This is a genomic window from Agromyces sp. NPDC060279 (genome assembly GCF_042726785.1).
Classification (GTDB): domain Bacteria; phylum Actinomycetota; class Actinomycetes; order Actinomycetales; family Microbacteriaceae; genus Agromyces.
The window spans coordinates 1,490,983-1,507,917 of sequence record NZ_JBHXBK010000001.1 but is presented as its reverse complement, the minus strand read 5'-3'; the positions used below and the strand labels follow the sequence as shown (position 1 = coordinate 1,507,917).

Here is a 16,935-nt window from a genome sequence, read left to right as displayed (position 1 = left end):
GCGGCCAGCGGCGACCGGCCGGGCCGGGCCGGCCGGCTAGGCCAGCCCGGCCCGCTCGGTCAGCACCTGGCGGAGCACCTGCTCGGTCTGCTGCAGGCCGCGGTGCACCTCCTCGAAGCTCGTCGACAGCGGTGAGAGGCCGATGCGGAGACCCCCGGGATCGCGGTAGTCGGGGATGACGTCGCGCTGCCAGAGCCTGGCGGTCACCTCGCGCATGGCGTCGTGGTGCAGGGTGACGTGCCCGCCGCGCTCCTCGGGGTCGGCGGGCGAGGCGAGCGTCACCCCGAGCGGGGCGAGCCACGCCTCGGACAGCTCGATCGCGAAGGCGGTGAGCGCCATCGACTTCGCCCGGATCGCGGGCATGCCCGCCTCCTCGATCATGGCGAGCGTCTCGGCCATCGGCAGCATGCCGAGGATCGGCGCGGTGCCCGAGAGGAAGCGGCGGATGCCGGGCACGGGCTCGTACTCCGGGCCCATCAGGAACATGTCCGTCGTGCCCCACCAGCCCTGGATCGGCTGCGCGAGCGCGCCCTGCAGGTCGTCGCGCACGTAGGCGAAGGCGGGCGAACCCGGGCCGCCGTTCAGGTACTTGTAGGTGCAGCCGACGGCCAGGTCGAAGCCCCAGGCATCCGCCTTCACCGGAACCGAGCCGGCCGAGTGGCAGAGGTCCCAGAGGATGAGCGCGCCCGCGTCGTGCGCGATGCGCGTGAGCTCCGGGGCGTCGGCGAGGTGCGCCGAGCGGTAGGCGACGTGCGAGACGACGACGAGCGCGGTCTCCGGCCCGACCGCTTGCGCGAGCTGCGCGGGGGTGACGCCGGCCGCGGTGTCGACCTCGATCCAGCGCAGCCGCAGCCCGCGCTCCTTCGCGATGCCCTCGAGCACGTAGCGGTCGGTGGGGAAGTTGTCGGTGTCGACGACGATCTCCCGCCGCTGCGGGTCGCGGGCGATCTGCGCGTCGACCGCGGCGCGGGCGAGCTTGTAGAGCAGCACCGTCGTGGAGTCGGCGACGACGGTCTGCCCGGCCTTCGCCTCGATCACCGCCCGGCCGATGCGGTCGCCGAGCTCGGTCGGCTGGGCGAGCCAGGCCTCGTCCCAGCCGCGGATGAGCCGGCCGCCCCACTCCTCGGTCATGAACTGCTGCATGCGCTCGATCGCGGCGATCGGCGGGCGGCCGAGCGAGTTGCCGTCGAAGTAGACGAGCGGGGCGTCGGCCCCGGCGAAGCGCTTGCGGAAGTGGGCGAGGCCGTCGGCCCGGTCCATCCGGCGGGCGTAGGCGAGGTGCTGGTCGAGGCTCATCCGAACTCCAGGTTCTCGATCGGGACGACACGGGCGCCGGCGAGCCAGCCGGGCACCCCGTCGGCATCGCCCGGCTGCGGGCCGGGCACGAAGGTGGCGAGGGCGTCGCCGCCCCAGTCGGCGGCGTCGGCGAGCGGCCACGGGTCGGCGAGCGCCGCGACGAGCTCGGCGGCGCCGAGCCCCGCGGCGAGCATCGCGGCGAGCTCGCCCGCGTTCACCCCGTCGGGCAGCTCGCCGTTGCCGAGGTCGGTGCCGTAGAGCACCCGCCCGCCGGCGGCGCGGAACCGCGCGGTGTTGTCGATCGCCGTCTCGAGGGCGGATGCCTCGCCGGCCCGGGCGTGGATGTCGAAGGTCGCGATCCAGCACTGCCCCGCCGCGGCCGCGCGCGCGAGGAGCTCGTCGTCGAGGCGCTCGGTGAACGGCGCGTGCACGAGGGCGTCGGCGCCGGCCTCGATCGCGAGCCGGGCCATGCCCTCGCCCTCGGCGTGCGCGGCCACGAGGAGGCCGTGCGTCCGCGCCGCGGCGATGATCGCGTCGAGCGTCTCGCGGTCGAAGACCGGACCGGCGTCGGCGTTCAGCATGACCTTCACGAGCCGGGCGCCGAAGGCCGCCTGCTCGGCGACGGCCGTCTCGATCGGGTCGGGAAGCGCCCGGCGCTCGTGCGCGGGGACGGGGGCGGGCAGCTCGCGGAGGCTGCCCGGGGGGAGCCACCAGCGATCGCTCGGATAGCCGCCCGGCGCGGTCAGGAACTGGCCGGCGAACACCACGCGCGGCAGCGGCTCGCGGGCGGCGAGGGCCGAGATCGCGGCGAGCTCGGCGCCGAGGTCGACGACGCCCGCGATGCCCGCCCGCGGCGCGGCATCCGGGTCGACCATCTGCAGGTGCACGTGGTGGTCGACGAACGGCGGGAAGGCCGTGCCCTCGGGGCCCGGTGCGCCGTCGGCGAGGCGCAGCCGCGCCGGCCGCCCCGGCAGCGGGCCGGAGCTCGGCGTGTCGTCGGCGGCGCGCACGCTCACCCCGGGATCTCGGTGCGGACGGCGAACAGCTCGGGGAAGAAGGTGAGCTCGAGCGCGCGACGCAGGAACGGGGCGCCCGAGGAGCCGCCGGTGCCGGTCTTCGAGCCGATGATGCGCTCGACCGTCTTCAGGTGCCGGAAGCGCCAGAGCTGGAAGTTGTCCTCGAGGTCGACGAGCTCTTCGCAGGTCTCGTACGCGGCCCAGTGCTCGTCGGGGTTCGCGTAGATCGAGGCGAAGAGCGGCACGAGCTCGGACTGGAAGGTCCAGGCGAGGGTGACGTCGCGGTCGAGCACGGCGGAGGGCACGGCGTAGCCGCGCCGGGCGAGCAGGCGCAGGAACTCGTCGTAGAGGCTCGGCTGCTCGAGCGCCTGCTGCACGACGGCGTGCGCCACCGGGTCGGCGTCGAAGACCTGCAGCATCTTGGCGTTCTTGTTGCCGAGCACGAACTCGACGGCGCGGTACTGGTACGACTGGAAGCCGCTCGCGTTGCCGAGCACGTTGCGGAACTGCGCGTACTCGGTCGGGGTGAGGGTCGCGAGCACCGACCACTGCTCGGTCAGGGTCTTCTGGATGTGCTTCACGCGGGCGACGCACTTCAGCGCGGGGGCGAGCTCGTCGGCGCGCAGGTAGGCGCAGGCCGCCTCGAGTTCGTGCAGCACGAGCTTCAGCCACAGCTCGGTGGTCTGGTGCTGGATGATGAACAGCAACTCGTCGTGGTGCTCGGGCCGGGAGATCGGCCGCTGCGCGGCGAGCAGCGTGCCGAGGTCGAGGTAGCCGCCGTAGCTCATCCGGTCGCTGAAGTCGGTGACGACGGATGCCTCGATCCGCCGGGTGTTCGATTCGACGCCGCCGGCCACGTCTTCGTGCTGAGTCACGGAGCCAGCCTACGCGCGCGCCTCGGGCGAGCGGGGCTCGAGGCCCGCTGACGGGGCGCTCGCCGAAAATCCGCATGAATGGGCGGGGGCATCCGTCGCTACAATTCCAGAATGAGCTCGTCGACCTCCACCCGTCGCGACGCCAGGCGCAACCACGAGCGGCTGCTCGTGGAAGCCCGTCGCCTGTTCGCCGAGCGCGGCATCGACGCGCCGCTCGACGAACTCGCCAATCGAGCGGGGGTGGGGGCCGGCACCGTGTACCGGCACTTCCCGAACCGTGAAGCGCTGCTGCTCGAGCTCTACGACTCGGCGCTCGTCATGTTCCGCGACATGCAGCCCGAGATCCTCGAGGCCGACACCGCCTGGCAGGCGATCGAGCGCTACATCGAGCGCCTCGCCGGCTGGATCGCCGAGACGCCGTACCTCGCGGCGCTGCTGCACCGGGTCGGCGAGATCTACCCCGACCATCAGCCGGCGCTCGCCATGGAGCCGCTGCTGAACGAGCTCGTCGACCGCGCCAAGGCCGAGGGCTCGCTGCGCGCCGACGTCACGGGCGTCGACCTCTCCGTGCTCGCGAACATGCTCGGCTCGGTCGGGCAGTTCGGCGGCGGCTACCTGCCGCACTGGCACCGGCAGCTCACGATCGTGCTCGACGGGCTGCGCGCCCGGCCCGAGCTCACCCCGCTGCCGGGCGAGGCGCCGAGCTTCGCCGAGTTCCACGAACTGCAGCACGGACGCGGCACCGCCGAGTAGTGCGGCGACGCGGATGCCTCGACGAGGCATCCGCGTCGGAGGCATCCGCCCGCCCGGCCTACTCGGCCGCGCGCACCTCGACGAGGTTCGCCCACGGGTCGTCGAAGGCGAGGGTCCGACCGTCGTCGCGCACGCCGACGCGGAAGTGCGCCATCCGCTCGCCGAGCGCACCGAGCTCGTCGGCGTCGGGCACGACGATCTCGACCTTGCCGAGCCCGAGGGCGAGCCCGCGACGGCCGGCGCCGCGGCTGCCCCAGGTGTTCATCGCCATGTGGTGGTGGTAGCCGCCCGCCGAGACGAACAGGGCCTGATCGCCCATCTCGGCGGTCGTCTCGAAGCCGAGCCGCTCGACGTAGAACTCGCGCGCGCTCGCCACGTCGCCGACCGAGAGGTGCACGTGGCCGACGATCGCGCTGCCGAGCCCGGTGCCCGCGGCGGCCGCCTGCACGCCCGGCTCGCCGAGGTGCTCGCGCAGGTAGGCGTTCGGGTCGAGGTGCAGGGTCGCCATCTCGACGGTGCCGTGCACCCAGCTCCAGGTGGAGCGGTCGCGGTCGAAGTAGAGTTCGACGCCGTTGCCCTCGGGATCGGTGAAGTAGAAGGCCTCGCTGACGAGGTGGTCGGCGCTGCCCGTGAAGGTGCCCGGGTAGCGCGAGGCGACGGCGTAGATCGCGGTCGCGAGCGCTTCGCGCGTGTCGAAGAGGATGGCCGTGTGGTAGAGCCCGGCGTCGCGCGGCGAGGCGTGCCGCAGCTCGGGCGCGTGCTCGAGCACGATGATCGGGGTCGAGCCGCGGCCGAGCACGGCGACGGGGCCGTCGTGACGCAGCAGCTCGAGGGTGACGCCGTCGCGGTAGTAGCGGATCATGCCGTCGAGGTCGGCGACCCGCAGCGTCACGGCGCCCATGCCGGTGTCGGCGGCGAGGAGTCCGGCGCCCTGCGGCGCCCCATTGGTTGTAAGCACAACTAATACTACCGCGCAGCGCCCCGCGACCGAGCAGGTGCGGGCCGACGCCCACGAGCTCGTCGCCGACGCGATCGCGAAGGGCGCGACGGTGCACACGGGCGGCGAGCTGCCCGGTGGCCCCGGCTGGTTCTACCCGGCGACGGTGCTCACCGACGTCACGCCCGAGATGCGGATCTTCCGCGAGGAGTGCTTCGGCCCGGTCGCGTGCGTGTACCGGGTCGGTTCGCTCGAGGAGGCGGTCGAGCTGGCGAACGACTCCGAGTTCGGCCTCGCCGCGAGCGTCTGGACGACGGCGGCCGAGGAGATCGCCCGGCTGCAGGACGAGCTCGAGTTCGGCGCGGTGTTCGCGAACGGCAACTCGGCGTCGTTCTTCGGTCTGCCCTTCGGCGGGGTGAAGGACTCCGGCTACGGCCGCGAGCTCGGCGCCTTCGGCATCCGCGAGTTCGTGAACATCAAGACCGCCTGGACCGCCTGAGCCGCCGACCCCAAGCCAAAACCGGAGTTGCCCGACTTTCATGAAAGTCGGGCAACTCCGGTTTGGGCGGAGCGAGGTCGCCGGGTGCGTGGGCTGTCCGTTTGCTGAGCGTTTCCTCTGCGCCACGGATTCTTGGCGACGTCTGAGAACGACCCGCGGAGCATGGCCGCATGACCGCAACAGCCAGCTCCCGGCCCGCAGCGATGATCCCGGTCCCGCACGGGTCCGGTGCCCGGGCGGCGCGACAGCGCTGGAAGTTCGCCGCCATCGGCGTGATCTGGGGCACGAGCCTCTCGATCGCCGTGATCTGGGTGCTCGGCGGCGGAGTGCAGGCGCTCGCCGCGGGGCCCGCCGACGCGCTCGACAGCCTCGGCCGGATCACCGGGCTCGCCTCCGCGAACCTGCTGCTGTACCAGGTGCTGCTCATGGCCCGAGTCCCGGTCTTCGAACGCGGCCTCGGTCGTGACGCCATCACGCGCCTCCACCGGCAGAGCGGATTCTGGTCGTTCTGGCTGCTGCTGGCGCACATCGCGCTCCTCGTGCTCGGCTATGCCGAAGCGGCGCGGATCGACCCGCTGACGCAGCTGTGGAGCTTCGTCTGGAGCTATCCGGGCATGCTGCTGGCGACCGCCGGCACCCTTCTGCTCGTGCTCGTCGTCGCCACCTCGGGACGGCGTTCCCGGAGGAGGATGCGCTACGAGAGCTGGCACCTGCTGCACCTCTACGGCTACCTCGGCGTCGGCCTCGCGGTGCCGCACATGCTGTGGACCGGGGCCGACTTCTCGGGCGCGCCCATCGCGAGCGCCTACTGGTTGGGGTTGTGGCTCGTCGCAGCGACGAGCGTCAGCGTCTGGCGCATCGCGATCCCGCTCCGCCGGTCGCTCCGTCACGGACTGCGCGTCGAGTCGGTCCGCCCGGACGGCGAGCGCGGCGTCGAGGTCCGTGTGCGCGGTCGGGCGTTGCACGGGCTCCGGGCGCTCCCCGGACAGTTCTTCGTCTGGCGGTTCCTCGACGGACCCGGCTGGACGCGCGGCCACCCGTTCTCCCTCGCTGCGGCTCCGGACGCCGAACAGCTGGTGCTCGCTGCCCGGACCGCGGGAGACGGGACTCGTCGGTTGGCGACGATGCGCCCCGGCACCCGGGTGCTCGTCGAGGGGCCGTACGGAACGATGACCGGGCGGGAGCGCATCGGAGGGCGGGGCGTCCTGATGCTCGGCGCGGGTGCCGGCGTCGCGCCGCTCGTCGCCCTGCTGGAGGGGGAGGCCTACGGCCCCGGGGAGGCGACCCTCGTGACTCGCGATCACCGCGGGGCGGAAGCACTTCGGTCGCAGGAGATCCACCGGCTGCGACTGGAGCGCGGGGTCGTGCACTTCGCCCTGGACGGTCCCCGTGCACAGCGCGGCCCGACCTGGGTGCCGGCCCAGTACGCCGACTGGTCCGGCGGCGAACTGCTGCGGTACCTGCGGCCGGATCTCCTCGACTGCGACGTCTACGTGTGCGGACCTGCGTCCTGGATGACCGCGCTGCTCCGAGACCTTCGTGCCGCCGGCGTCCCGGCGGACCGCCTGCACCACGAGTCCTTCACCATCTGAGCCGGTCGCCCGGTTCCGGGCGGCTCCCGACCCGGGAGGCATCATGAAACGCATCCTCTTCGCTCTCGCGGCGACCGTGAGCGGGCTCGTCCTGCTCTTCAGCTATCGCACCTCGTTCGGTGACGCGGTCCCAGCCGACACCGCCACCGGAACGGGCACCGCCGCGACCTCGTCGGCGGCCGGCTCGGCCGGCTCGGCCGGCTCGGCCGGCTCGGGACTCATCGACGGCCAGTACACCGGGCAGACCGCCTCGACGCGCTATGGTCCGGTGCAACTGAGCGTGACGGTCTCGGCCGGCCGGATCAGCGCCGTCGACGTGATCCAATCGCCGAACGGCAACGGCCGCGATCGGGAGATCTCCCAGCGCGCCATCCCGCAGCTCGTCTCCGACACCATCCAGACGCAGTCCGCGTCGGTGCATTTCGTCTCCGGCGCCACCTATACGAGCACCGGGTACGAGCAGTCCCTGCAGTCCGCGCTCGACCAGGCCCGGCAATGACGGCCGTGCAGACCCGAGTCGCCGAGCTGATGGGCACGGTCGCGAGCGTCCGAGCCGTGGGCGAACCGCTCGATCCGCAGGCCGCCTCCGAGGCGATCGACGACTGCCTGCGAGAGCTCTCGGAGCTGGAGGCTCGGTTCTCCACCTATCGAACGGACTCGGAGGTCTCGAAGCTGCGGCGGGGCGAGCTCGCGCCGGGCGAGGCGAGCCCGCTCCTCGCTGAGGTCGCGTCGGCGTGCGAGGTCTGGAGCCGGCGAACCGGGGGACGGTTCTCGGCGTGGTTCGGCGGCGAGTTCGATCCGACCGGGTTCGTGAAGGGCTGGGCGGTCGAGCGCGCGGCGCGGCACCATCTCGCCCCACTCTGCGAACGTCCCGGAGTGATCGCCGTGGGCATCTCCGTCGGTGGCGACCTGCAGCTCTTCCGCGCGCCCGACCAGGAGTGGCGCTGGCGGATCGGCATCAGCGATCCCCGCCGCCCCGGATCCCTGTTGGCGACCCTCGAGCTCGGCCACGGAGCCGTGGCGACGTCCGGGCTCGCCGAGCGCGGGACGCATCTCGTGGACCCGCGCAGCGGCCGCGCGGCGGCATCCGTCCTGAGCGCCACGGTCGTCGCGGACGGCCTCGCCCGGGCGGACGTCTGGGCGACGGCGGCGTGCATCGCCGGAGCCGACGACCTCAGCTGGATCGGCGGCGCGGAGACGAGGTCCGGCCTTCTCGTGGCGGCCGACGGCCGGATCCGGAGCTGGGCCGGCACGGCGGAGCTGGTCGCGGCCGAGGGCGCGACGTCACCCGACTGAGCGGCCCTCCGAGCCGGTCGTGGCGCCGCCCGCACGCGGCAGCCGGAGCGTGAACGTCGATCCTTGAGCGGACGTCGAGGTGAGCTCGACACTGCCGCCGAACCGCTCCGCCCCCTCTCTCGCCAAGGCGAGCCCGAGCCCGAAGCCGCGTCGACGGCCGCGCTCGCCGGAGCGAGCGAACCGATCGAAGATCCGCTCGACGTCGACGGGATCGACACCGGGACCGTGATCGCGCACCCGGACCTCGACGGCGTGGTCCACCACGGCGAGCGTGAGCTCGACCTCGGTGCCTTCCGGTGCGTGCTGCACCGCGTTGTCGAGGAGCACGGTGATCAGCCGGGTGAGCGTCGACGCCGGGATCGCGACCCCCGGCACGTCCGACGGCGTGAGCGTCATCCGGACGTCGTGCCCGCTCGCGATGGGCTCGAGCAGGCCCACGGCGGTGCGCGCGCAGGCGACGGCATCGGCTCCGCCCGGGGGGATCTCGGCGGCGCCGCCTTCGGCGAGCAGCAGCAGTTCCTGGAGCACCGCGTCCATCACCTCGACATCGTGGCGGAGGAGCGGCAGGAGCTCGTCGATCGCCTCATCCCGATCGTGCCGTCGTTGCAGCAGCTGAACCCTCGCCGAGACTGCGGTGAGCGGAGTGCGCAGCTCATGGCTCGCATCGGCGACGAAGCGGCGCTGCGCGCCGAGCGCTGCGGCCAAGGGGCGCACGGCACTCCGCGCCGCGATCCAGCCGATCAGGGCCATGAGCACGGCCCCAGCCGTCGCGAGCGCGACGATCCACCACACGATGTGGTCGAGGTCGACGACGAAGCGGTCGCTGTCCGGATGCGGCGCGCCGCCGTGCTCCCGTTCGGGTCGTGCCGAGGTGTTCAACACGACGAGGAGGACCGAGACGCCCACGACGAGCACCGCGGCCGAGCCTGCCCCGACGAACACACCGACCCGCGTCGCCGCCGCATGCACGCGGGAGCGGTCGGCGGCGTCGCTCACGACCCTGCTCCCGCGCGGTAGCCGAGCCCGCGGACTGTCTCGATCACGTCGGGATCGGTCTTGCGGCGGAGGTAGTGCACGTAGGTGTCCACGGAGCTCGAGGCATCCTCCGACGCGAACACCGCTCGCAGGATCTCCTCCCTGGTGAAGATGTGCTCGGGGCTGTCGGTGAGCAGTCGCAGCAGGGCGTTCTCGGTGGCGGTGAGTGCGACACGAGCACCGCCCGCTCCGTACATCGCGCTCGAGTCCGGGACGTAGCTCCACTCGCCGACGACCCGTCGGCGACCTTCGGCCTGGAAGCCGCGCAGCAGCGCACGGAGCCGAGCGAGGAGCTCATTGTAGTCGAACGGTTTGACGAGATAGTCGTTCGCGCCCGCGTCGAGCCCGGCGACGCGGTCGTCGATCGCGCCGAGCGCGGTGAGCAGCAGGATGGGCGTGGTGATCCGCGCCGTGCGGATGGCGCGCACGAGATCGATCCCGTCCAGACCGGGGAGACGCCGGTCCACGAGCATCAGTTCGTAGCCGCCCCCGAGCGCCCGGCGCACCGCGGTGTCTCCGTCGGCGACGTGGTCGACGTCGTAGCGCTCGGCAAGCACCTCGATCGTCATCGCCGCGATCGCCGCATCGTCCTCGACGTACAGCAGCCGTGGCATCTTCGTCTCCTGCGAACCGCTCACGCGAGAGAGTCCATCAGACTCCCGCCAAGATCGCACCAAGACACGGTCGGGTCCGTCACTCCGGAGTTGCCCGACTTTCATGAAAGTCGGGCAACTCGGCGTTCAGGGTCAGCCGCGCAGGCGGGTGAGCAGCTCGCCGTAGCGGGCGGCGGTGCGCTCGACGACGTCCTGCGGCAGGGCGGGCGGCTCGCCGCCGCTCGCGCGATCCCAGTTGGCGCTCAGCCAGTCGCGCACGATCTGCTTGTCGAAGCTCGCGAGCCGCTCGCCGAGCGGGGCGTCGGCGCGGGCGTACGCCTCGGCATCCCAGTACCGGCTCGAGTCGCTCGTGAGCACCTCGTCGCCGAGCGTCACGATGCCCGTCTCGCGGTCGGCGCCGAACTCGAACTTCGTGTCGGCGAGGATGACGCCGTGCGCCTCGGCGATCGCGGAGGCCTTCGCGAACACCTCGAGCGAGATGGTGCGCAGCTGCTCGGCGACGACCTCGCCGACGAGCTCGACGGTGCGCTCGTACGACACGTTCACGTCGTGCTCGCCGACCGGCGCCTTCCAGGCCGGGGTGTACACCGGCTCGGGCAGCCTGTCGCCGTCGGAGAGGCCCGCGGGCAGCGGCATCCCGCCGATCGCGCCCGTCTGCAGGTACTCCTGGTAGCCGCCGCCGGTGAGGTAGCCACGCACGACGCACTCCACCGGGAACATGTCGAGCGTGCGGCACACCGTCGCCCGGGCCGCGACCTCGGCGGGGACGGCCGGCACCTCGAAGCGGTCGTCGTGGGGCTGCACGAGGTGGTTCGGCACCTCCGGCAGCTGCTCGAACCACCAGTGCGTGAGCTCAGTGAGCAGCGCCCCCTTGCCGGGGATGGCGGGATCGAGCACCCGGTCGAAGGCGCTCACCCGGTCGCTCGCCACGACGAGCACGATCGGCGAGCGGCGGAGCGGATCGCCCGTCCACGAGTCGTCATCGTCGGGCGTCGCCGCGGGCACGTAGAGGTCGCGCACCTTGCCGGAGTAGACGTGCTGCCAGCCGGGCAGTTCGGGGGCGTTCGTCATCCGTGGCCTCTCTCAGTCGGCGACGCGGGCCGCGATGTCGGTGCGGTACTGGCCGCCGTCGAGGCGGATGCGTCCGATGGCGTCGTAGGCGCGGCGGCGGGCCTCGGCGAAGTCCTCGCCGACGGCGACGACGTTCAGCACGCGGCCGCCGGTCGCGACGAGTCCGGGTGCCGCGTCGTCGGCGGCCACGGCGGTCGCGGCGTGCGCGAGGTGCACGCCGGGCACCTCGGCGGCCTGGTCGATGCCCTCGATCGCGCGACCCGTCTCCGGCCGCTCGGGGTAGCCCTCGCTCGCGAGCACGACCGTGACGGCCGCCTCGGGGCGGAACTCGGGCTTCGGCAGCCCGCCGAGACCGCCCGTCGCGGCGGCGAGCAGCAGCCCCGACAGCGGCGTCGCGAGGCGGGGCAGCACGACCTGCGTCTCCGGGTCGCCGAAGCGGGCGTTGAACTCGATGACGCGGATGCCGCGGCTGGTCAGGATGAGCCCGGCGTACAGCAGTCCGGAGAAGGGCGTGCCCTCGGCGGCGAGCTGGCGCACGGTCGGCAGGGCGATCGACTCGATCACCTCGTCGACGAAGGCCTCCTCGCTGCCGAACACGTCGCCGCGGCCGTTCGTGGCGCCGGCGAGCCAGGGCAGCGGCGAGTAGGCGCCCATGCCGCCGGTGTTCGGGCCCTGATCGGCGTCGAGCAGGCGCTTGTAGTCCTGCGCGGGCGAGAGGGGCAGCACGTGCTCGCCGTCGGAGAGCAGGAACAGCGAGACCTCGGGGCCGTCGAGGAACTCCTCGACCAGCACCGGGCCCTGCTGCAGGTAGTGCTCGGCGTGCGCGAGGGCGGCGTCGCGGTCCTCGGTGACGAGCACGCCCTTGCCCGCGGCGAGCCCGTCGGCCTTCACGACGTAGGGTGCGCCGAACCCGTCGAGCGTGCGGGCGACCTCGTCGAGCTCGGCGGCGCGCACGGCGCGGCCGGTCGGCACGTTCGCGGCGTCCATGATGCGCTTCGCGAAGGTCTTCGACCCCTCGAGTGCGGCGGCCTCGCGGTTCGGGCCGAAGACGGGCAGGCCCGCGGCGCGGAGCGCGTCGGCGACGCCCGCGACGAGCGGCGCCTCGGGGCCGACGACGACGAGCTCGATGCCGTGCTCGCGCGCGTAGTCGGTGACGACGGCGGGGTCGGTGGGGTCGAGCGCGATGGTCGTGACGCTGCCCCGGGCGGAGTCGGTCGGCGAGCCCGCGATGCCCGCGTTGCCGGGGGCCGCGACGATCTCGTGACCGGCCTCCTCGTCGAGCAGGGCGAGGATGATGGCGTGCTCGCGCGCGCCCGAGCCGAGGACGAGGATCTTCACCCCCACAGGCTACCGCGAGGGAGAATGGCGGGATGGCACGGGCGAGGATCGATGACATCGCAGGACGCGACGCGGTCGCGGAGTGGGCGCGCGAGGGCGAGGGCACGGCCCGCCCGGCGCTCGCGCTGGCGGTGCGCTACACCCTGCAGCTGCTCGCCGAGCTGTCCCCCGGCGGCACGGTCGAGGTGCGGGTGCCGCCGTTCGGCGCGGTGCAGTGCATCGAGGGGCCGCGCCACACGCGCGGCACGCCGCCGAACGTGGTGGAGACGGATGCCTCGACCTGGCTCGGCCTCGCCACCGGTCGCGCCTCGTGGGACGAGGCTCGGGCGAGCGGGCGGGTGCACGCCTCCGGGCAGCGCGCCGACCTCGAGGGGCACGTCCCGGTCATCGCGCTCCGCTGACCCCGTTCGCTGAGCTGGTTCGCTGAGCTCGTCGAAGCGTGCCCCGCCTGGTTCGCTGAGCTTGTCGAAGCGCGCGGTGCGGCCCCTCGACGGGCTCGGGGGACCAACCGCCCCTCGACGGGCTCGGGGGACCAACCGCCCCTCGACGGGCTCGGGGCGCCGGGCGTCAGCGGATCGGCAGCACGAGCGGCACGCCCGTGCTCGGGTGCGGCAGCACCTCGACGGCCTGCCCGTAGACGGCCTCGATCCGCTCGGCCGTGAGCACCTCGGCGGGGGCGCCGGTGGCGACGACCCGTCCGCCGCGCAGCAGCGTGATGTCGTCGGCGTACGCCGCGGCGAGGTTCAGGTCGTGCAGCACGACGAGCACGGTGTCGCCGCGCTGCGCGTGCGAGCGGGCGAGCCGCAGCACGTCCTCCTGGTGCTTGAGGTCGAGCGCGGCGGTGGGTTCGTCGAGCATCAGCACGGGAGTGCGCTGGGCGAGCACCCGCGCGAGGGCGACGCGCGCCCGCTCGCCGCCGGAGAGCGAGGGCACCGTGCGGTGCGCGAGGTGCGAGACATCCGTCACCGCGAGTGCGTCGTCGACGATCGCGTCGTCCTGCTCGGCTTCCGGGCTCCTGGCCCAGGGGTGCCGGCCCATCGCGACGACCTCGCGCACCGGGAACGGGAAGGAGACGCGGTGGTCCTGCGTGAGCACCGCGCGCTCGCGGGCGAGGGCCTTCGGGCTGCGTCCGGCGAGCGGGGCGTCGCCGAGCCGCACCTCGCCGCTCGCGGCGGGCAGGTCGCCGGACAGGGCGGCGAGCAGGGTCGACTTGCCAGCGCCGTTCGGGCCGATGAGCGCGTGCACCCGGCCCGCGTGCGCGGCGAAGTCCACGTCGTGCAGCAGCCGGGCGCCGTCGATCTCGACGCACAGGCTGCGCGCTTCGAGCGCGGGCGGCCGCGTCATCCCCAGCCTCCCGAGCGGCGGCGGGTGCGCAGCAGCAGCCAGAAGAAGAAGGGGCCGCCGATGAGCGAGGTGAGCATGCCGATCGGCAGCTCCGCCATGGGCACGAGGGTGCGCGCCGCGAGGTCGGCGAGGAGCAGCAGCAGCGCACCGCCGAGCGCGCTCGCGATGAGCAGCGGCCGGTGCGCCGGCCCGATCGCCATGCGCATGAGGTGCGGCACGATGAGGCCGACGAAGCCGATGATGCCGGCGAAGGCGACGGCCGAGCAGACGAGGACGGCGACGAGCACGATCGAGGTGATCCGCACGGCTTCGACGCGCACGCCGAGGTGGCGGGCGCCGCGCTCGCCGAGTGAGAACAGGTCGAGGGTGCGGCCGAGCAGCAGCGCTCCGGTGATCGCGACCGCGATGAGCGGCAGCATCACGGCGACCTCCTGCCAGCGGGCGCCGTTCAGCGAGCCGAGCTGCCAGAACACGATCTCCTCGCGCGAGCCGGAGTCGCCGAGGAACGTGAGGAACGCGAGCGCCCCGCCCGCGAACGCGTTGATCGCGATGCCGGTGAGCAGCAGGGTGACGACTTCGGTGCGGCCGCCCGCGCGACTCGTGAAGTAGACGAGCAGGGTCGTGAGCAGGCCGGCGACGAAGGCGGCGCCCGCGGTGACGAGGTCGCCCGCGGCGGTCCAGCCGAAGACGATCGCGCTCGCGGCACCGAGCGCCGCGCCCGAGGAGACGCCGACGACGCCGGGCTCGGCGAGCGGGTTCGCGAAGATCGCCTGCATCACGGTGCCGGCGACGGCGAGGGCGGCGCCGATGAGCACGGCCATGGCGACGCGGGGGAAGCGGATGTTCCAGAGCGCCGAGTCCGCGTTCGGCACGGTCTCGGGGGCGTTCGAGAGGCCGAGGCCGCGCAGGATCGAGGCCCACACCTCGCCGGGCGGGATGGCGAGCTGGCCGGTGCCCGCGGCGACGACGGCGGCGACGACGAGGCCGAGGGCGAGCCCGGTGAAGAGCAGGGTGCGGCGGGTGCGCAGCGTCACCCAGCCGCTCGGGGGCGCGGTGACGGTGTCGAGCGGCGCCCGGTTCGTGCCGGCGCCGCTCGTGCCCGTCTCGGCGGTGCCGGTGTCGGCCGTGCCGGTGCGCGCGCCGCTCACGGCAGCGGGCCGGACTGCGAGGGCGCCCACACCGCGCGGGCGAGCGCCTCGACGATGTGCGGGGCGCGCGGGCCGAAGCTCAGGATCTCCGTGTCGGCCATGTCGACGAACCGGCGGTGCTCGCCCGCGGGCGTCGAGGCGAGGGCGGGCACGCGCTCGAGCAGCCCGTCGACGCCGCCGACCGACTCGAGCCCGTCGGTCATGAGCAGCACGACGTCGGGCTGGGCGGCCACGAGCGCCTCGGCGGTGACGGGGCGCATGCCCGTCCAACCGATCTCGCCGGCGATGTCGACGCCGCCGATCGCCTCGATGAGGGCGTCGGCGCCGGACTCCTCGCCGAAGAGGTAGTACACGTTCGCGGAGCCGCGCACGTAGAGGAACAGCACGCGCGGGCGCACCTCGGGGTCGGCCGGCACGGCGGCGGCGATCTCGGCGGTGGTGCTCGCGAGCTCCTCGTCGACCTGGGCGGCGAGGAGGGCGCCGCGCTCGGGCACGCCGAGCGCGGTCGACACCTGCTCGATGAGCAGGTCGATCGTGTCGAGGCTGCGCTCCGAGGTGGTGAGCACGACGGGGATGCCGGCGTCACGGAGCTGGTCGAGCACGTCGAGCGGGCCGAGCGTGGTGTCGGTGATGACGACGCTCGGGTCGAGCGCGAGGATCGCCTCGGCCGTGATGTTGTGGCCGCCGTGGGTCACCACGGGCAGCCCGGCCGCCTCGGCGAAGCCGGTGGAGCCGTCGCGGCCGACGACGCGGTCGCCGAGGCCGAGGCCGAAGACGGTCGCCGCGAGCGAGCCGGAGATGTCGAGGGGGAGGATGCGCGAGGCATCCTCGACCGTGACCTCGTTGCCCTTCGCGTCGGTGACCGTCGTCGGCAGGGCCGGCTGCTCGTCGCTCTTGACGACGGGCAGGGCGGAGTTGGCGAGGCAGGCGGTCGATTCGCCGACGGTCTCGCGCGGCGTCTGCTCGATGGCGAGCTCGGCGAAGGGCACCTCGGCGTCGATGCAGTTGGGGGCGACGGCCGCGGGGCCGCCCGCGGCACCGGTGGCGCAGCCGCTGAGCAGCACGACCGCGAGGGTCGCGAGAGCGGCGAGGCGCGTGCGCGCCGAGCGGGGGCGAGGGAGTGAGGTCATCGGGAGTGAGGTTAGCCTATCCTCAATGTTGACAGGGTGTCAGCGCAGGGCATAGGTTCGTCTTAGCTAAGCCTAACCTCAATTGGTTTCCCCCGATCACCATCACCGAAGCCGCGCTCGCCGACGTGCGCCGCGCGGCTTCGCCATGCCTGGAGGACCGCGTCGTGAAGACACCGTCACCGACCACCGCTCGACCGGCGACCCGCGCCGGAACAGTGACCCGCTGGCTCGCGAGCGGCCTCGCCGCGCTGCTCGTCGCGGGCGGCTCGCTCATGTCGGCGGGCCCCGCGCTCGCCGAGGACGCGACGCCGTCCCCGGCCCCGCTCGTCGCAGAGGCGCCGCTTGCGCCCGCGGACTCGAGCGCTGAGGGCGACGCGGCGGGATCGGGTGCGCCCGAGGCATCCCCAGCGCCGGAGGCGACGGAGACCGCGCCGGTCGCCGAGACCCCGGCCGCTCCGGCCGAGCCTGCGGCGCCGTCCCCGGCCGCGAAGGCCGCCGACGCCTCCGCTGCCGCGCCGCTCGCGGCCGCGGCCCCGCAGCTCACGATCTCCCCGGCGAGCGACGTCGACCCCGCGGTGCAGCACGTGTTCACCGTGACCGGCACCGGCTTCGTCGGCGAGGGCGCGAAGAACGGCGCCTACCTGCTGATCGGCGAGGCCGGCATCTGGGCCGGCGAGGGCCCCCTCGTCTCCGAGGGCTGGCTCGCGCAGAGCTGGGTGATGCCGCGCGAGATCGTCGACGGCGCCTTCACCAAGTCGATCACGATCGCGGCGGGCACCTTCGACCCCGCGAGGAGCTACACGGTCGCCTCGTCGGCCGCGCACGAGCTCTCGGCCACCGACCGTTCCCTCGACGCCTTCGCCCCCATCACCGTGAAGCAGCCGGTGGTGCCGGTGGTGTCGGTGTCGAAGACGACGGGGCTGGATGCGGCTGGTGAGGTCGTGACGGTGTCGGGGACCGGGTTCTCGCCGGTGTCGCCGTCGACGGATGT

Annotated in this window: 17 protein-coding genes and 1 pseudogene; 7 read left to right on the top strand and 11 right to left on the bottom strand. The window is 73.4% G+C overall.

What is annotated here, in order from left to right; translation table 11 throughout:
• Positions 1-36: 36 nt before the first annotated feature.
• From ACFWE1_RS07095 to kynA, 3 genes are read right to left on the bottom strand one after another with little or no spacing between them, the layout of a single operon-like run.
• The gene (locus ACFWE1_RS07095) at positions 37-1,296 is read right to left on the bottom strand and encodes a kynureninase (protein ID WP_376932763.1); all 1,260 of its coding nucleotides are present in this window, start codon (positions 1,294-1,296) and stop codon (positions 37-39) included.
• On the bottom strand, positions 1,293-2,312 hold the full coding sequence (locus ACFWE1_RS07090) for a hypothetical protein (protein WP_376932762.1): 1,020 nt from the start codon (positions 2,310-2,312) through the stop codon (positions 1,293-1,295). Before ACFWE1_RS07090 ends, ACFWE1_RS07095 begins: the two co-directional genes overlap by 4 nt.
• Complete coding sequence (gene kynA, locus ACFWE1_RS07085; protein ID WP_376932761.1) at positions 2,309-3,187, bottom strand: tryptophan 2,3-dioxygenase; 879 nt, start codon at positions 3,185-3,187, stop codon at positions 2,309-2,311. Before kynA ends, ACFWE1_RS07090 begins: the two co-directional genes overlap by 4 nt.
• Positions 3,188-3,298: 111 nt before the next feature.
• Here kynA and ACFWE1_RS07080 point away from each other — a divergent pair, with 111 nt between their 5' ends.
• A complete protein-coding gene (locus tag ACFWE1_RS07080; RefSeq protein ID WP_376932760.1) occupies positions 3,299-3,940 on the top strand; it encodes a TetR/AcrR family transcriptional regulator in 642 nt (213 codons plus the stop codon).
• A gap of 58 nt (positions 3,941-3,998) precedes the next feature.
• On the opposite strand, the gene ACFWE1_RS07075 is transcribed toward ACFWE1_RS07080, so the two are convergent.
• Positions 3,999-4,841: a VOC family protein gene (locus tag ACFWE1_RS07075; RefSeq protein ID WP_376933078.1), complete on the bottom strand. Its 843-nt coding sequence runs from the start codon at positions 4,839-4,841 to the stop codon at positions 3,999-4,001.
• 43 nt (positions 4,842-4,884) lie between these two features.
• Here ACFWE1_RS07075 and ACFWE1_RS07070 point away from each other — a divergent pair, with 43 nt between their 5' ends.
• The 4 genes from ACFWE1_RS07070 (at position 4,885) to ACFWE1_RS07055 (ending at position 8,264) form a co-directional block, all read left to right on the top strand.
• Positions 4,885-5,376 carry an aldehyde dehydrogenase family protein gene (locus tag ACFWE1_RS07070; RefSeq protein WP_376932759.1) on the top strand — a complete coding sequence of 164 codons (492 nt, stop codon included), beginning with the start codon at positions 4,885-4,887 and terminating at the stop codon, positions 5,374-5,376.
• Positions 5,377-5,546: 170 nt separating this feature from the next.
• The gene (locus ACFWE1_RS07065) at positions 5,547-6,968 is read left to right on the top strand and encodes a ferric reductase-like transmembrane domain-containing protein (protein WP_376932758.1); all 1,422 of its coding nucleotides are present in this window, start codon (positions 5,547-5,549) and stop codon (positions 6,966-6,968) included.
• A gap of 43 nt (positions 6,969-7,011) precedes the next feature.
• Positions 7,012-7,467, top strand: a complete 456-nt coding sequence (locus ACFWE1_RS07060; protein WP_376932757.1) for an FMN-binding protein — start codon at positions 7,012-7,014, stop codon at positions 7,465-7,467.
• Positions 7,464-8,264, top strand: a complete 801-nt coding sequence (locus ACFWE1_RS07055) for an FAD:protein FMN transferase (protein WP_376932756.1) — start codon at positions 7,464-7,466, stop codon at positions 8,262-8,264. Before ACFWE1_RS07060 ends, ACFWE1_RS07055 begins: the two co-directional genes overlap by 4 nt.
• Here ACFWE1_RS07055 and ACFWE1_RS07050 read toward each other — a convergent pair.
• The 4 genes from ACFWE1_RS07050 to purD form a co-directional block, all read right to left on the bottom strand.
• Entirely contained in the window at positions 8,253-9,260 is a 1,008-nt protein-coding gene (locus tag ACFWE1_RS07050) for a sensor histidine kinase (protein WP_376932755.1), read from the bottom strand. The two genes, ACFWE1_RS07055 and ACFWE1_RS07050, sit on opposite strands and share 12 nt — an antisense overlap.
• Positions 9,257-9,937, bottom strand: a complete 681-nt coding sequence (locus tag ACFWE1_RS07045; RefSeq protein WP_376932754.1) for a response regulator transcription factor — start codon at positions 9,935-9,937, stop codon at positions 9,257-9,259. Before ACFWE1_RS07045 ends, ACFWE1_RS07050 begins: the two co-directional genes overlap by 4 nt.
• A 108-nt stretch (positions 9,938-10,045) precedes the next feature.
• Positions 10,046-10,984: a phosphoribosylaminoimidazolesuccinocarboxamide synthase gene (locus ACFWE1_RS07040; protein WP_376932753.1), complete on the bottom strand. Its 939-nt coding sequence runs from the start codon at positions 10,982-10,984 to the stop codon at positions 10,046-10,048.
• 12 nt (positions 10,985-10,996) lie between these two features.
• Positions 10,997-12,322 carry a phosphoribosylamine--glycine ligase gene (gene purD / locus ACFWE1_RS07035; RefSeq protein WP_376932752.1) on the bottom strand — a complete coding sequence of 442 codons (1,326 nt, stop codon included), beginning with the start codon at positions 12,320-12,322 and terminating at the stop codon, positions 10,997-10,999.
• 32 nt (positions 12,323-12,354) lie between these two features.
• On the opposite strand from purD, the gene ACFWE1_RS07030 reads away from it, so the two are divergent.
• Positions 12,355-12,723, top strand: a complete 369-nt coding sequence (locus ACFWE1_RS07030) for a sterol carrier family protein (RefSeq protein ID WP_376932751.1) — start codon at positions 12,355-12,357, stop codon at positions 12,721-12,723.
• Between the two features lie 166 nt (positions 12,724-12,889).
• Here ACFWE1_RS07030 and ACFWE1_RS07025 read toward each other — a convergent pair whose 3' ends face one another.
• From ACFWE1_RS07025 to ACFWE1_RS07015, 3 genes are all read right to left on the bottom strand, one after another.
• On the bottom strand, positions 12,890-13,666 hold the full coding sequence (locus ACFWE1_RS07025) for a heme ABC transporter ATP-binding protein (protein ID WP_376932750.1): 777 nt from the start codon (positions 13,664-13,666) through the stop codon (positions 12,890-12,892).
• On the bottom strand, positions 13,663-14,676 hold the full coding sequence (locus ACFWE1_RS07020; protein ID WP_376933077.1) for a FecCD family ABC transporter permease: 1,014 nt from the start codon (positions 14,674-14,676) through the stop codon (positions 13,663-13,665). Before ACFWE1_RS07020 ends, ACFWE1_RS07025 begins: the two co-directional genes overlap by 4 nt.
• A 134-nt stretch (positions 14,677-14,810) precedes the next feature.
• The gene (locus ACFWE1_RS07015; protein WP_376932749.1) at positions 14,811-15,944 is read right to left on the bottom strand and encodes a hemin ABC transporter substrate-binding protein; all 1,134 of its coding nucleotides are present in this window, start codon (positions 15,942-15,944) and stop codon (positions 14,811-14,813) included.
• Positions 15,945-16,108: 164 nt separating this feature from the next.
• Between ACFWE1_RS07015 and ACFWE1_RS07010 the strand changes: the two are divergent.
• A pseudogene (locus ACFWE1_RS07010) lies at positions 16,109-16,935 on the top strand (hypothetical protein); the annotation flags it as partial.